General features: G+C 71.9%; 13 protein-coding genes and 1 pseudogene. 7 read left to right on the top strand and 7 right to left on the bottom strand.

Annotation, left to right across the window (positions count from 1 at the left end; genetic code table 11):
- A pseudogene (locus AB0I52_RS04650) lies at window positions 1-411 on the bottom strand (hypothetical protein); the annotation flags it as partial.
- A 405-nt stretch (window positions 412-816) separates the two neighbouring features.
- Here AB0I52_RS04650 and AB0I52_RS04645 point away from each other — a divergent pair.
- Window positions 817-2,832 carry a translation factor GTPase family protein gene (locus tag AB0I52_RS04645; protein ID WP_363068880.1) on the top strand — a complete coding sequence of 672 codons (2,016 nt, stop codon included), beginning with the start codon at window positions 817-819 and terminating at the stop codon, window positions 2,830-2,832.
- A gap of 24 nt (window positions 2,833-2,856) precedes the next feature.
- Here the strand turns inward: AB0I52_RS04645 and AB0I52_RS04640 are convergent, their stop codons facing one another.
- Together AB0I52_RS04640 and AB0I52_RS04635 are read right to left on the bottom strand one after the other, a co-directional pair.
- Window positions 2,857-3,696: a transglutaminase-like domain-containing protein gene (locus tag AB0I52_RS04640; protein WP_363068878.1), complete on the bottom strand. Its 840-nt coding sequence runs from the start codon at window positions 3,694-3,696 to the stop codon at window positions 2,857-2,859.
- Between the two features lie 4 nt (window positions 3,697-3,700).
- Window positions 3,701-4,702 carry a GNAT family N-acetyltransferase gene (locus AB0I52_RS04635; protein ID WP_363068876.1) on the bottom strand — a complete coding sequence of 334 codons (1,002 nt, stop codon included), beginning with the start codon at window positions 4,700-4,702 and terminating at the stop codon, window positions 3,701-3,703.
- 117 nt (window positions 4,703-4,819) lie between these two features.
- Here AB0I52_RS04635 and fdxA point away from each other — a divergent pair, with 117 nt between their 5' ends.
- On the top strand, window positions 4,820-5,140 hold the full coding sequence (gene fdxA / locus AB0I52_RS04630) for a ferredoxin (protein ID WP_018956287.1): 321 nt from the start codon (window positions 4,820-4,822) through the stop codon (window positions 5,138-5,140).
- Between the two features lie 159 nt (window positions 5,141-5,299).
- A complete protein-coding gene (dapC, locus tag AB0I52_RS04625) occupies window positions 5,300-6,427 on the top strand; it encodes a succinyldiaminopimelate transaminase (RefSeq protein WP_363068874.1) in 1,128 nt (375 codons plus the stop codon).
- 102 nt (window positions 6,428-6,529) lie between these two features.
- Here dapC and AB0I52_RS04620 read toward each other — a convergent pair whose 3' ends face one another.
- Window positions 6,530-6,916 (bottom strand): ATP-binding protein, encoded by a 387-nt coding sequence (locus AB0I52_RS04620; RefSeq protein ID WP_363068872.1) that lies wholly within the window; start codon window positions 6,914-6,916, stop codon window positions 6,530-6,532.
- A gap of 287 nt (window positions 6,917-7,203) precedes the next feature.
- Window positions 7,204-8,148: a hypothetical protein gene (locus tag AB0I52_RS04615; protein ID WP_363068870.1), complete on the bottom strand. Its 945-nt coding sequence runs from the start codon at window positions 8,146-8,148 to the stop codon at window positions 7,204-7,206.
- Between the two features lie 35 nt (window positions 8,149-8,183).
- On the opposite strand from AB0I52_RS04615, the gene dapE reads away from it, so the two are divergent.
- Complete coding sequence (dapE, locus tag AB0I52_RS04610) at window positions 8,184-9,263, top strand: succinyl-diaminopimelate desuccinylase (RefSeq protein ID WP_363068868.1); 1,080 nt, start codon at window positions 8,184-8,186, stop codon at window positions 9,261-9,263.
- Window positions 9,264-9,359: 96 nt separating this feature from the next.
- A complete protein-coding gene (locus AB0I52_RS04605) occupies window positions 9,360-10,109 on the top strand; it encodes a TIGR00730 family Rossman fold protein (protein WP_363068866.1) in 750 nt (249 codons plus the stop codon).
- 93 nt (window positions 10,110-10,202) lie between these two features.
- Here the strand turns inward: AB0I52_RS04605 and folP are convergent, their stop codons facing one another.
- Window positions 10,203-11,075, bottom strand: coding sequence for a dihydropteroate synthase (gene folP, locus AB0I52_RS04600; protein WP_363068864.1), 873 nt, complete (start codon window positions 11,073-11,075; stop codon window positions 10,203-10,205).
- A gap of 122 nt (window positions 11,076-11,197) precedes the next feature.
- Between folP and AB0I52_RS04595 the strand changes: the two genes are divergently transcribed.
- On the top strand, window positions 11,198-11,641 hold the full coding sequence (locus AB0I52_RS04595) for a hypothetical protein (RefSeq protein ID WP_363068862.1): 444 nt from the start codon (window positions 11,198-11,200) through the stop codon (window positions 11,639-11,641).
- The gene (locus AB0I52_RS04590) at window positions 11,638-12,225 is read left to right on the top strand and encodes a DNA-3-methyladenine glycosylase I (RefSeq protein ID WP_363068860.1); all 588 of its coding nucleotides are present in this window, start codon (window positions 11,638-11,640) and stop codon (window positions 12,223-12,225) included. The genes AB0I52_RS04595 and AB0I52_RS04590 overlap by 4 nt, the downstream gene beginning before the upstream one ends.
- 28 nt (window positions 12,226-12,253) lie before the next feature.
- Here the strand turns inward: AB0I52_RS04590 and AB0I52_RS04585 are convergent, their stop codons facing one another.
- Window positions 12,254-13,057 carry an enoyl-CoA hydratase-related protein gene (locus tag AB0I52_RS04585; protein WP_363068858.1) on the bottom strand — a complete coding sequence of 268 codons (804 nt, stop codon included), beginning with the start codon at window positions 13,055-13,057 and terminating at the stop codon, window positions 12,254-12,256.
- Between the last annotated feature and the right edge of the window lie 134 nt (window positions 13,058-13,191).

The following is a 13,191-nucleotide window of genomic DNA, read 5'->3' as shown; positions in this document are numbered from 1 at the left end:
CTTGTCCTCGTCCTTGTACTTGCCGCCCTCGTCGTTGCCGGGCTGCCATTCCTTGGCGACGGTCATCGACAGCGCGCCGCCACCGGTGTGCATGCCGCCGCGGGGCTTCTCCTTCTTCCGGCCCTCGTCGTCCGACTTGCCGTGCTCGTCCTTGCCGTGGTCGTCGCGGTCGCCCGCCACCGCCTTGGCCAGGGCGCCGCCGCCGGCGTGCATGCCGCCGCGGGGCTTCTCGTTGTCGTGGTCCTTGTACTTGCCGCCCTCGTCGGACTTCCCGTGGTCCTCGCTCCTGGAGGACGAGCCGCTGTCGTGGCCCCCGTCGTCGGAGACGGCGATGGCGTAGGCGGAGGGAGCGGTGACCGTGAGGACCGCCGTGACGGCGGCCGAAGCGAACAGCGTGCGGGCAGAGCGCATCTGAACACATTTCCTTTCGTCGCGACTGCGAGGAGTGACGGAACGTCGACTCGAAGTGGCGCAGTGGCTACGTGATCCACCGTCAGCCGGAACGCCGGGGCGCGCCATCGGAGAACGCCGCATTGGAGCTACGCCATGGGCTCATCGAGTGGCGGTGAACGGATAATCACCCGTTGGACGGCACGGCGCGCCGGGCCGAGGTTTGGACTTTTCCGGACCAGCCGTCCACTGACGGATTCTCACCGCGCCGGAACCGGCACCGGACCCCGGTAAATCAGTTGCACCGCCGGTCGGCCCGCTGTTGTACTCGCCGCATCAGCCGACAGAACCAGGAGAGCTCCATGCGCCGATCTCACATGTTCGTTCAGACGGGAATTCACACCGAAACTGAGAACATGGAGTTCTGTGCACACGCTGAATCTTGGCATTCTGGCGCATGTCGACGCCGGTAAGACGAGTCTGACGGAGCGGCTGCTCCACACCGCCGGAATCATCGACGAGCTCGGCCGCGTGGACGACGGGAACACGCGGACCGACTCCCTCGCGCTCGAACGGCGGCGCGGCATCACGATCAAGTCCGCGGTCGTCTCGTTCGATATCGACGACGTCACCGTCAACCTGATCGACACCCCCGGTCACCCGGACTTCATCGCCGAGGTGGAACGGGTGCTGAGCGTGCTCGACGGCGCCGTGCTGGTCGTCTCCGCCGTGGAGGGAGTACAGGCGCAGACCCGGGTCCTGATGCGGACGCTCCGGCGGCTGCGCATTCCGACGCTCGTCTTCGTGAACAAGGCCGACCGCGCCGGAGCCCGGTACGGGCAGGTGCTGCGGGACGTCGCGGAGAAGCTCACGCCGGGCGCCGTCGCGATGGGACCGGCCGTCACCGGTCTCGGCACCCGCGACGCGCGCTGCCCGTCCTACGCGGCCGGCGACCACCGGCTCACCGGTCGGCTGACGGAGCTGCTCACCGCGCACGACGACGCCCTGCTGGCCACGTACGTCGAGGGCGGGGAGACGATCGCGCCCACCCGCCTCCACACGGAGCTGGCGGCGCAGACCGGGCGGGCAGCCGTCCATCCGGTGTACTTCGGCTCGGCCGCGACGGGTGCCGGAATCGCCGCACTGACCAGCGGCATCAAGGAACTGCTGCCCGCGGCGCAGGGCGATCCGGACGGACCGGTGTCCGGCACCGTCTTCAAGGTCGAACGCGGGCCGGCGGGCGAGAGTCTCGCGTACGTCCGGATGTTCTCGGGGACCGTACGGACCCGTGACCGGCTGCCGTTCGGGCAGGGGCCGGGCGCGGCGGGCGAGGGCAAGGTGATCGGGATCGACGTCTTCGCGCACGGTTCGGAGATCCGCGGCGCCTCGGTCGGGCCGGGGCGGATCGCGAAGCTCCGGGGGCTCCCGGGCATCCGGATCGGCGATGCGGTGGGTGTCGTGCGCAGAGCGGCGGAGCACCATTTCGCCCCGCCGACACTGGAATCCGTGGTGGTGCCCGCCCCGCCCGTCTCCAGGGGCGAACTGCATATCGCACTCGCACGGCTCGCCGAACAGGATCCGCTGATCAATCTGCGCCAGGACGACATCCGTAAGGAAGTGTCCGTCTCGCTCTACGGAGAAGTGCAGAAGGAAGTCATCGAGGCGACCCTCGCGGAGGAATTCGGTATCGGCGTCACCTTCCGCGAGACCACGACCATCTGTCTGGAACGGCCGTCAGGTACCGGAGCCGCATTCGAGATCATCGACAAGGGCGACAATCCCTTTCTCGCGACGGTCGGCCTGCGCGTCGATCCCGCCCCGGCCGGCAGCGGGGTGGACTACCGGCTGGGCGTGGAGCTCGGCTCCATGCCGTACTCCCTGATGAGGGCGGTCGAGGAGACCGTGCACGAAACGCTCGGACAGGGCCTGTACGGGTGGCGGGTGACCGACTGCACGGTCACCATGACGCACTCCGGCTACTGGCCGCGCCAGAGCCACGCGCACGGCACCTTCGACAAGTCCATGTCGAGCACGGCCGGGGACTTCCGCAATCTGACCCCGCTGGTCCTGATGGCCGCGCTCCAGCGGGCCGGCACTACGGTGTACGAGCCGATGCACCGCTTCCGGCTGGAACTCCCCGCGGACACGCTCGGCCCGCTCCTGCCCGTCCTCGCCCACCTGAAGGCCGCCCCCGGCCCGCCGTCCGTGGACGGCGCGCGCTGCGTACTGGAGGGCGAGATCCCGGCGGCCAGGGTGCACGAACTGCAGCAGCGGCTCCCGTCGCTGACCGGGGGCGAAGGCGTACTGGAATCCGCGTTCGCCTCCCACCGGGCGGTCACCGGCAGCCTCCCGCGGCGGTCCCGCACCGACCGCGACCCGCTCAACCGGAAGGAGTACCTGCTGCGCACGGCGCTGCGGGGGCCGGGCCCGTCCGGCGACTGAGGGTGCGGTGGGCCCGGCACCCGGTCAGTTCAGCCGGGACCGGGCCGCCCGTGCGCCGCGCCGGACCGCCTCCGCGACCGCCGGCTCGACGTCCGCGACCACGTCCGCGTACTCCTCCATCTCCGCCGCCCCGCGCAGGAACTCCCCGCTCCGCACCAGCAGCTGGGCCCGTTCGTACCGCAGCCGCGCGGGGTGCGACGGCAGCAGGAGGGACAGCTCCACCGCCCACAGCGCCACGTCCGTCCGCTCCGGGCGGGCCGCCGCCCAGGCCCGGATGTTGTTCAGGATCCGCAGCACGGTCTCCAGCGGCTGCGCGGGCACCAGCATCGACGCATCGAGGGGTTCCCCGGTCGCGCCCGTCACCAGCAGCTCCGCGTCCTGGCCCGACAGCGGACGGCCACCGGCGAACGGATCGGCCAGCACCCGCTCCTCCGGATCACCGAAACCGACCACGAAATGGCCCGGCAGCGCCACCCCGTACACCGGGGCGCCCGCCCGCCGGGCCACCTCGATCCACACCACCGACAGCAGGATCGGCAGCCCGCGCCGGCGCCGCAGCACCTCGTGCAGCAGCGAGGACTCAAGGCGCTGGTAGTCCGCCGACGAGCCCTCGAACCCGTACCGCTCACCGAGCAGTTCGGCCAGCGCGGAGGCCCAGGCCCGGCCGCCGCGCAGCCCGTACGGCAGCAGACCCGCGAGCCGGTCCAGCTCGATCTGCGCCGCGTCCGTCCCGTTCGCGTCCAGTGCCGGATCCGCCTCCGCGCCCAGCAGCAGGCAGAGCAGCGCCAGGTCCGGCCGCTCGGCCCGCGCCTCCTCGGCGAACCGGCGGCGGATCTCTTCCCTGTCGTGCCTCTCGGGAGCCATCGCGCTACGCCGGCCGGAAGTGGTGGTAGCGGTGGTGGGTGGAGAACCCCATCCCGTCGTACAGCGCACGGGCGCCCTCGTTCTCCGCCTCCACCTGGAGCCAGGCCGCCGACGCGCCCTCGTCCATCGCCTGCCGGGCCAGCGCGGTCATCACCGTGGTGGCCAGGCCCCGGCGCCGGGGCTCCGGAGCCACCTCGACGGCCATGAACCCGGCCCACCGACCGTCCACCACGCACCGCCCGATCGCGGCGGGCGCGCCGTCCCCGGCCTCACCCGGCACGGTCGCGAACCACACCGAGGGACCGCTGCCCAGCACCGCCGTCACCTCCGGGCCCGGGTTCTCGAAGCGCTGGTAGCGGGAGAGCCACGCCGGTTGAGCCGTGCGGCTCAGCCGCACCCGCGACACCTCGGCCGCCAGATCCCCGATCGGGGCCAGCGCCGCGATCCGCACCTCCGCCGTCACCTCGCGCCGCCACCCGCGCTCCTCCAGGGCCGCGCACAGCTCCTCCTGGGTGCCATCGGCGCCGGTCGCGGCCTGGACGTACGGCGTCAGCCCCCGGTCCGCGTACCACTGCCGGACCCGCGCGAGCGCGGCGTCGAGCGGAACGCCCGGATCTCCGAGCGGCAGTACGGAGTTGGCGCGCCGGGTGAAACCTCCCGCGGCGCGCAGCCGCCAGTCGCCGAGCGGCTCGCTCTCCACCGGCTGCCAGGCACGCGCGCACACCGGCGCGAGTTCCCCGAAAGAGGCCGCCGGACCGCGCCGACGGGGCGGCGCGGACGGTACGACCTTGCCCGCCACCAGGGACGATTCCACGATGCGGACGGATTCACCGCTCTTCGGTGTGACGGACAGCACACCGCTGTCCCATGATGTGAGAACACCAACCGTGTCAGTGAATTTCGGCCCCTGCGGACCGTCCTGGAGCAGGCGCCGGACCGAGACCCGTTTGCCCACGTCAGCAGGTGTGATCCGGATCTCCAGTCGTCCGCCGATGGTGAATTCCACAGCTCTGTCCGCCCCTCCTGTTCGGATCGTGCCCGGGAACGGAGATACTAGGTGCGGGCATCGACGACGCCGCGCTCCCGCGCGAGAGCCAACGCCCTACCGAGGAGGAACGACAGCGTGACCTACGTCATCGCGCAGCCTTGTGTCGACGTAAAGGACAAGGCCTGCATCGAAGAGTGCCCCGTCGACTGTATCTATGAGGGCCAGCGGTCCTTGTACATCCACCCGGACGAGTGCGTCGACTGTGGAGCCTGCGAGCCGGTGTGCCCGGTCGAGGCGATCTTCTACGAGGACGACACCCCGGAGGAGTGGAAGGACTACTACAAGGCGAATGTCGAGTTCTTCGACGACCTCGGTTCGCCGGGTGGTGCTTCCAAGCTGGGTCTGATCGAGCGCGACCACGCGTTCATCGCAGCGCTGCCGCCGCAGAACCAGTAGCAGCGTCCGGCACGTGCGTCACCCCGGTCCCGTACGGTTCGTCACCGTGCGGGACCGAGGCGTTTGCGCACCCCGCCGTGTCCCACGCCCGAACCGCGTACGGGCCGGCCGGAACCCCGTACAGGAAAGTCCGAACCCCGTACAAGAAAGCAGAGATCCGTGTCCGCAGCAGTCTCCTCCCGCCTCCCGGTCTTCCCCTGGGACAGGCTCGCGCCCTACAAGTCGACGGCCGGGAGCCACCCGGACGGCATCGTGGACCTGTCGGTCGGCACGCCCGTCGACCCGGTGCCCGAGCTGATCCAGCAGGCGCTCGTCGCCGCCTCGGACAGCCCCGGCTATCCGACGGTGTGGGGGACGGCCGCGCTGCGCGACGCGCTCACCGGCTGGGTGGAGCGGCGGCTCGGCGCGGTCTCGGTGGCGCACGAGAACGTGCTGCCCGTCGTCGGCTCCAAGGAGCTGGTGGCCTGGCTGCCGACCCAGCTCGGCCTCGGCGCGGGCGACAGGGTCGCCTACCCGCGGCTCGCCTACCCGACGTACGAGGTCGGCGCCCGGCTCTGCGGCGCCGAGCCGGTCGCGTACGACGACCCGACCGAGCTGGACCCGGCCGGGCTCAGGCTCCTCTGGCTCAACTCGCCGTCCAACCCGACCGGCAAGGTGCTGGCCAAGGACGAGCTGACGCGGATCGTCGCCTGGGCGCGCGAGCACGACGTGCTGGTCCTCAGCGACGAGTGCTACCTGGAGCTGGGCTGGGAGGCCGAACCGGTCTCGGTTCTCCACCCGGACGTCTGCGGCGGTACGTACGAGGGCGTCGTCGCCGTCCACTCGCTCTCCAAGCGCTCCAACCTCGCCGGGTACCGGGCCGCCTTCATCGCGGGCGACGCGGCCGTCCTGGCCGAGCTGCTGCTGATCCGCAAGCACGGCGGGATGATGACGCCCGCACCGGTCCAGGCGGCGGCCGTCGCGGCGCTCGGCGACGACGCGCACGTGGCCGAGCAGCGCGTCCGGTACGCGGCCCGGCGGGCCGCCCTGCGCACGGCGCTGGAGGCCCACGGCTTCCGGATCGAGCACAGCGAGGCGAGCCTCTACCTGTGGGCGACCCGCGACGAGCCGTGCTGGGACACTGTGGCCTACCTGGCGGAGCTCGGCATCCTGGTGGCGCCGGGGGACTTCTACGGGCCGGCGGGCGACCGCTTCGTGCGCGTGGCGTTCACGGCCACCGACGAGCGGGTGGCGGCGGCGGTCAAGCGGCTGGACCGACAGGCCGCCGGACGGCCGGCGACCTGTTAGCCGCGACCGGGCGGCCACGCCCCGGGCCGCACGGAAACGGCCGAGGGCCTCGGGAGTGCGCACTCCCGAGGCCCTCGCGCGTCTCTACGGCCGTGGTGCGGCTCAGCCGATCGGCAGGCCGCCCAGGCTGTCGGTGGGCAGGCCGCCCTTGGTGGCGTCACCGAGGGCCCCGGTCGCACCGCCGGTCGTCGCCTTGCCGACGGTCTTGGCGGCGGCGGGGGCGGCCTTGCCGGCCGTCTCGCCGAGGGTCTTGCTCGCCACCGGCAGCGTGGTCCCGACGACCTTGCCACCGGCCTCGGTGCCCTGCTTGGACACGCCGTCGACCGTCTTGCCGAGACCGGCGCCGTCGACGGTGGTGAGACCGCCGAGCTCCGGAGCCTGTGCGAGCTCCGCGGCACCCGCGGCGCCGGCCGCACCGACCACGGGGGCCGCACTCGCCGCGATCAGCAGCGCGGTACGGACGATCCGGCGGGTCAGGGGGAGGGACATGATGCTCCTTCGACGGGGTGGGAAATCTGGCTGTCCGTGGGCCGGACGCCATGACAACCGTCGTGGGGGCGGGGGAGGTTGCGGTGAACCAACGTAAAGAGTCGGTAATGCGTCAGATAATCCGCAACGGAGGAACCCGGACGGACGTCGCATTTCCCAATGACTCGATGAACCGTCACTTCCCTTTGCCCGCCAGGGAATCGGGCCATCCTGGAGGCGCCGCGCGAACCCCTGCGCGGAGGCCGCCCGGAGCATGCCAGGACCCCCTGCACGAGGGACCGGCCGCACTAGTGCACGAAGCGCATACGGACCTCTGCCGTGCCCGATTTCTTGCTTTCCGTCCGCCAGCCCGATCCGGCGCCCCACACCCGGCCCGCGTACGCGACCTCGTCGATGCCCAGCACCTCGGACTGCGCGACCGCCCAGTGCGCGAGCTCCCAGCCGTGCTGCGGAGCGCCGCCCTCCCCGGAGGCGCCGCCCGATCGCACGGGCACCGAGAGCGAGCCCTGAGCCGTCGCACCGGCCGTCGGGGTCCGGCTCTCCGCCGCGTCCACGGCCGGCAGCGCGTGCTTGCCGAAGGAACGGGTCAGCGCGGCCCTGACCTTCGAGACATCGCCGGTCCCGGCCGTGGTCCGCGGCGGCGAACAGTTCAGCGCGGCCGGCGTCCGGCCGGTCAGCACGGCCGCCAGGAGTGCGGCGTCCGGCTCGTGCTTGGCGTACGCCTGCGGGAAACCGCTGCGCTGCACGCGCTGCGCGGCCACGGTCAGCGGCAGCCGCGAGTAGCCGGGCACCTCGGCGAGGTGCTGGTAGAACTTCCCGGCCGAGTACACCGGGTCCATGATCTGCTTCCCGGTGCCCCAGCCCTGCGAGGGACGCTGCTGGAAGAGTCCCAGGGAGTCCCGGTCGCCGTGGTCGATATTGCGCAGCCCGGACTCCTGGAGAGCGGTCGCCAGCGCGATGGTCACCGCACGCTCCGGCATCCCGCGCGTGGTGCCGACAGCCGAGATCGTCGCGGCGTTCGCGGCCTGCTCCGGAGTCAGCCGGTAGGTGCGCCCCTCACCGGACGAACCGTCCGCCGACCGCACGGAGCACTGATCGGAGCTCGTACCGCCCGACAGGTACTGAACGGTCAGATATCCGCCCAGGGCCACGAGCACGGCGAAGGCGGCCGCGACACGCAGGCGGCGGCTGCGGCCGGTGTGTCGGCGGGCAGCGGAATCGGTCCGGGGCACGGGGCCACCGTACGCGAGGCACTAGGGTCGTAGCCATGGCCGAAAGCACCCTTGACCTCACACTGGACGGACCCGCGCTCACCGCCCGGCTCGTCGACTTCCCTTCGGTCAGCGGGGAGGAGAAGGACCTCGCGGACGCCATCGAAACGGCGCTGCGGCCCCTCCCGCACCTGACCGTCGACCGGTACGGCAACAACGTCGTCGCCAGGACGCACCTCGGCCGCGCCGAGCGCGTCGTGCTCGCCGGTCACATCGACACCGTGCCGATCGCCGACAACGTCCCGTCCCGGCTCGACGCCGACGGCCTGCTGTGGGGCTGCGGGACCTCCGACATGAAGTCGGGCGTCGCCGTCCAGCTGAGGATCGCCGCGACGGTGCCCGAGCCCAACCGTGACCTCACCTTCGTCTTCTACGACAACGAAGAGGTCGCCGCGCACCTCAACGGCCTCGGACACATCGCCGAGGCCCACCCCGACTGGCTGGCGGCCGACTTCGCCGTCCTCCTGGAGGGCTCCAACGGTGAGGTCGAGGGCGGCTGCCAGGGCACGCTGCGCGTCCTCCTCCGTACGGAGGGGGAGCGGGCCCACTCCGCGCGCAGCTGGATGGGGTCCAACGCCGTCCACGGCGCCGCTCCGATCCTCGCCAGGCTCGCCGCCTACGAGCCGCGCAAGCCGGTGATCGACGGACTCGAGTTCCACGAGGGCCTCAACGCCGTACGGATCGAGGGCGGCGTCGCCAACAACGTCATCCCCGACGCCTGCACCGTCGTCGTCAACTACCGCTACGCCCCCGACCTGGGACCCGACGAGGCCCTGGCCCACGTCCACGAGGTCTTCGCCGGCTGCGGCGTCGCCGAATTCACCGTCGACGACCACTCCGGCGCGGCCATGCCCGGCCTCTCCCACCCGGCGGCCAAGGCGTTCATGGACGCGGTCGGCGGCACCGCCCGGCCCAAGTTCGGCTGGACGGACGTGTCGCGTTTCGGCTCGCTCGGCGTCCCCGCGGTGAACTACGGCCCCGGCGATCCGATCCTCGCCCACAAGCGCGACGAGCACGTGGCGGTCGAGCGGATCACCCACTGCGAGGAGCGGCTCCGCTCCTGGCTCACGACCTGACCTCCGGCATTCTCCTGCCCGTAACCTCCGGCGATCTACGCTGGCCTGAGACAGGGCGCCGCAGGGCGGCTCTGACATCATCGGAGGGAGCAGGTCATGGGCAACCCCGAGGGAGCACGGATTCCCGAGGAACAGCGACTCGGCCCGGTGCTGCGCCGCAGGGAGCAGGTGCAGCCCGGCACCACCGATCAGCGGCTGCTGGACTCCGAGGGTGACTCGGAGTGGGTGCACACCGACCCTTGGCGGGTGATGCGCATCCAGTCGGAATTCGTCGAGGGGTTCGGCGCACTGGCCGAGCTGCCGAGCGCCATCAGCGTCTTCGGCTCGGCCCGCACACCGGTCGACGCACCGGAGTACGAGGCGGGCGTGCAGATCGGCAAGGCGCTGGTCGAGGCGGGCTTCGCGGTGATCACCGGAGGCGGCCCCGGAGCGATGGAGGCGGCGAACAAGGGGGCGCGGGAGGCGAAGGGGGTCTCGGTCGGCCTGGGCATCGAGCTGCCCTTCGAGTCGGGCCTCAACCAGCACGTCGACATCGGCGTCAACTTCCGTTACTTCTTCGTCCGCAAGACGATGTTCGTGAAGTACGCGCAGGGCTTCGTCGTACTGCCCGGCGGACTCGGAACGCTGGACGAGCTCTTCGAGGCGCTCACCCTCGTCCAGACGGGAAAGGTCACCCGCTTCCCGATCGTGCTGTTCGGCACGGCGTACTGGGGCGGCCTGATCGACTGGCTGCGGGACACGGTGATCGCGCAGGGCAAGGCGTCCGCGAAGGACCTGCTGCTGTTCCACGTCACGGACGACGTGGACGAGGCGGTGGACCTGGTGACGAAGGAGGTCGGCCGCTGAGAACCCGGCCTCGCCGGAGTTCGAGGCGCGGGGCCGGGGCGGAGCCGGGAACAGGCCCGCCGCGGGCGTCCCGCTCCCGGGCCCCCGCCCCGGCTACGCCAGCCCGCGCCGCGCCACGGCCGGCGCCCGGTGCCCGGCGATGGTCGCCACCATGTCCAGGACGTCCCGCGTCTCCGCCACCTCGTGCACCCGGTACACCCGCGCCCCCAGCCACGCGGACACGGCGGTCGTCGCCAACGTGCCGGTCAGGCGTTCCTTCACCGGGCGGTCGAGCGTCTCGCCCACGAAGTCCTTGTTGGACAGCGAGACCAGCACCGGCCAGCCCGTCTGCGCCATCTCGCCGAGACGGCGCGTCGCCTCCAGCGAGTGGCGGGTGTTCTTCCCGAAGTCGTGCCCCGGGTCGATCATGACGCCGTCCGGCCGGACCCCCAGGTCCACGGCCCGCTCGGCCAGCCCCACGGTCACCCGCAGGATGTCGGCCATCACGTCCTCGTACCCGATCCGGTGCGGCCGGGTCCTCGGCTCGGCGCCGCCCGCGTGCGTGCACACCAGCCCCGCCCCGTACCGCGCGGCGACCTCCGCGAGCCGGGGGTCGACACCGCCCCACGCGTCGTTCAGCACGTCGGCGCCGGCCTCGCAGACCGCCTCGCCGACGTCGTGGCGCCAGGTGTCGACGCTGATCACCACGTCCGGGTGACGCCGGCGCACCTCGGCGACGAAGCCGACCGTCCGGCGGGCCTCCTCCTCGGCGGTGACCTCTTCGCCGGGCCCCGCCTTCACCCCGCCGATGTCGATGATCGCGGCACCGTCCGCCACCGCCTGCTCGACGCGGGAGAGCGCCGGCTCGTCGCGGAAGGTCGCGCCCTGGTCGTAGAAGGAGTCCGGGGTGCGGTTCACGATCGCCATGATCACTGGCTCGTGCGCACCGAACTCGCGCCGCCCCAGCCTGAGCGCACCGCTTCGCATCCCGTGTCTCTCCCTGTGAATCCCCTCGGCAGATCACCTGCCGGGTCCGACTGCGACCCTAGCTGTCAGTGCCGCATGGCACGATCGGACCCGGACGAAATTCCGCTCCAGGGGAGATGCGCGTGTTCTGGTTCTTGCTGCTGGCGATGGTGGTGGTGGTTGCCGCGGTCACCCTCGTGGTGGTCGGCGGAGGGAGGAGCGCCATCCTTCAGGACGTGGCGCCCGAACAGCTGACGGATCCGCTGCCCGCGACGCGCCCGGTCGGCCGTGCGGATGTCGAGGCGCTCCGGCTGCCGGTCACCGCCCGCGGCTACCGGATGACGGATGTCGACGAGGCGCTGGGCCGGCTCGGTGCCGAGCTCGCCGAGCGGGACGCGCGGATCGCGGAGCTGGAGTCGGCGCTCGCCGGCGCACAGGCCACCGGGGTGGGCCGCCCCGACCTCCTCAAAGAGCCCCAGGACCGCCCTCAGGCGCCCTGGGAGGCACCGTGGCAGGCGCCCTGGCAGCCACAGGAGCAGCAGTCACCGGGGAGCACGCCGCGGCCGGACGAGGAGGACGGGCGATGAGCGGCGGCGCCGAAGCCGCGGCGGACGGCGGTCTGCGCTGCCCGTGGGGCCTGTCCACCGAGGACTACCTCACCTATCACGACACGGAATGGGGCCGCCCGGTCCACGGCGACGACGCCCTCTTCGAGCGGCTGTGCCTGGAGGCGTTCCAGTCCGGGCTGTCGTGGCTGACGATCCTGCGCCGCCGGGAGGGCTTCCGCGGGGCGTTCGCCGGGTTCAGCATCCTTGCTGTGGCGAAGTTCACCGACGCGGACCGGGAGCGGCTGCTCGCCGACGCGGGCATCATCCGCAACCGCGCGAAGATCGACGCCACCATGGCCAACGCCAAGGTGCTGGCCGACTGGCCCACCGGCGAGCTGGACGAGCTGATCTGGTCGTACGCCCCGGACCCGGCCACCCGGCCCGCCCCGCGCACACTCGGGGACGTGCCGGCGGTCACCGCGGAGTCCACGGCGCTGTCCAAGGACCTCAAGAAGCGCGGACTCCGCTTCATCGGCCCCACCACCGCCTACGCCCTGATGCAGGCGTGCGGGCTGGTCGACGACCATCTCGCCGACTGCGTGGCACGCGGCACCGAGGCGTAGGGCCGGGGGCGTCCGGGGCCGGGGGCGGCTACCGCCCCAGGTACTTGGGCCGCTCCTTGTCGAGGAAGGCCTGCACCGCGATCGCGTGGTCCTGCGACGCGCCCGCCCGCGTCTGGAGTTCGTCCTCCTTCTCCAGCGCCTCCCCGAGGGTGCGACCGGCCCCGTACGCGAGGGACTCCTTGAGCGCCGCGTAGGCCACCGTCGGGCCGTCCGCCAGCGCGCGGGCCACCGCTGCGGCCTCGGTGGCGAGCTCGGCGGCGGGTACCAGTTTGTTCACGATGCCCAGGTCGTGGGCGTCCGTCGCGGAGATCGAGCGCGGGAAGAGCAGCAGGTCCGCGGCGCGGCTCTGGCCGATCAGCCGGGGCAGCGTCCAGGAGACGCCCGAGTCGGCCGTGAGCGCGACCCCGGCGAACGAGGTGTTGAACGACGCGGTGTCGGCGGCCACCCGGTAGTCGCAGGCGAGGGCGAAACCGAACCCGGCGCCGGCAGCGACCCCGTTGATCCCGGCGACCACGGGCTTCGGCATCCCGGTGATGGCCCGCACGATGGGGTTGTAGTGCTCCTGCACGGTGCTCAGCGCGTTGCCGCCGTCCTGCTCACGGGCTTCCGCCAGCTTGGCGACGTGCTCCTTGAGGTCCTGGCCGACACAGAAGGCGCGCCCGCCGGCCGCGGTGAGCAGCACCGCCCGCACGGCGGGATCGGCGGCGGCCGACGTCAGGGCGTCACGCAGCGCCACCTTGGTCGCGGTGTTCATCGCGTTCATCGCGTCCGGACGGTTGATCGTGATCGTCGCGAGCCCGTCGCTCACTTCGCAGAGCACGGCGTCGGCCATTTTGGGGTCCCCTTTTGCGCCTCGTCCAAAGTCTGTCGAGGCAAGCATGGCCGACTTCGGCGAAGGCGAACATGTGACCTGCGTCTAACAATTCCGCCCCGATGGAGGGGTAAAGGGGACGGAGTATCGCAGTC

This window comes from Streptomyces sp. NPDC050423, from assembly GCF_040655445.1.
In the GTDB taxonomy this organism is placed as follows: domain Bacteria; phylum Actinomycetota; class Actinomycetes; order Streptomycetales; family Streptomycetaceae; genus Streptomyces.
Note: the sequence above shows the minus strand (reverse complement) of the source record. Positions and strands in the feature narration are given on the sequence as shown.

Excerpts from the sequence above, each read along its gene's own strand:
- AB0I52_RS04640 (WP_363068878.1), bottom strand. The coding sequence starts at position 3,696 with ATGGCTCCCGAGAGGCACGACAGGGAAGAGATCCGCCGCCGGTTCGCC.
- AB0I52_RS04620 (WP_363068872.1), bottom strand. The coding sequence starts at position 6,916 with ATGTCCCTCCCCCTGACCCGCCGGATCGTCCGTACCGCGCTGCTGATC.
- dapE (WP_363068868.1), top strand. The coding sequence starts at position 8,184 with ATGGCCGAAAGCACCCTTGACCTCACACTGGACGGACCCGCGCTCACC.
- AB0I52_RS04605 (WP_363068866.1), top strand. The coding sequence starts at position 9,360 with ATGGGCAACCCCGAGGGAGCACGGATTCCCGAGGAACAGCGACTCGGC.
- folP (WP_363068864.1), bottom strand. The coding sequence starts at position 11,075 with ATGCGAAGCGGTGCGCTCAGGCTGGGGCGGCGCGAGTTCGGTGCGCAC.
- AB0I52_RS04590 (WP_363068860.1), top strand. The coding sequence starts at position 11,638 with ATGAGCGGCGGCGCCGAAGCCGCGGCGGACGGCGGTCTGCGCTGCCCG.
- AB0I52_RS04585 (WP_363068858.1), bottom strand. The coding sequence starts at position 13,057 with ATGGCCGACGCCGTGCTCTGCGAAGTGAGCGACGGGCTCGCGACGATC.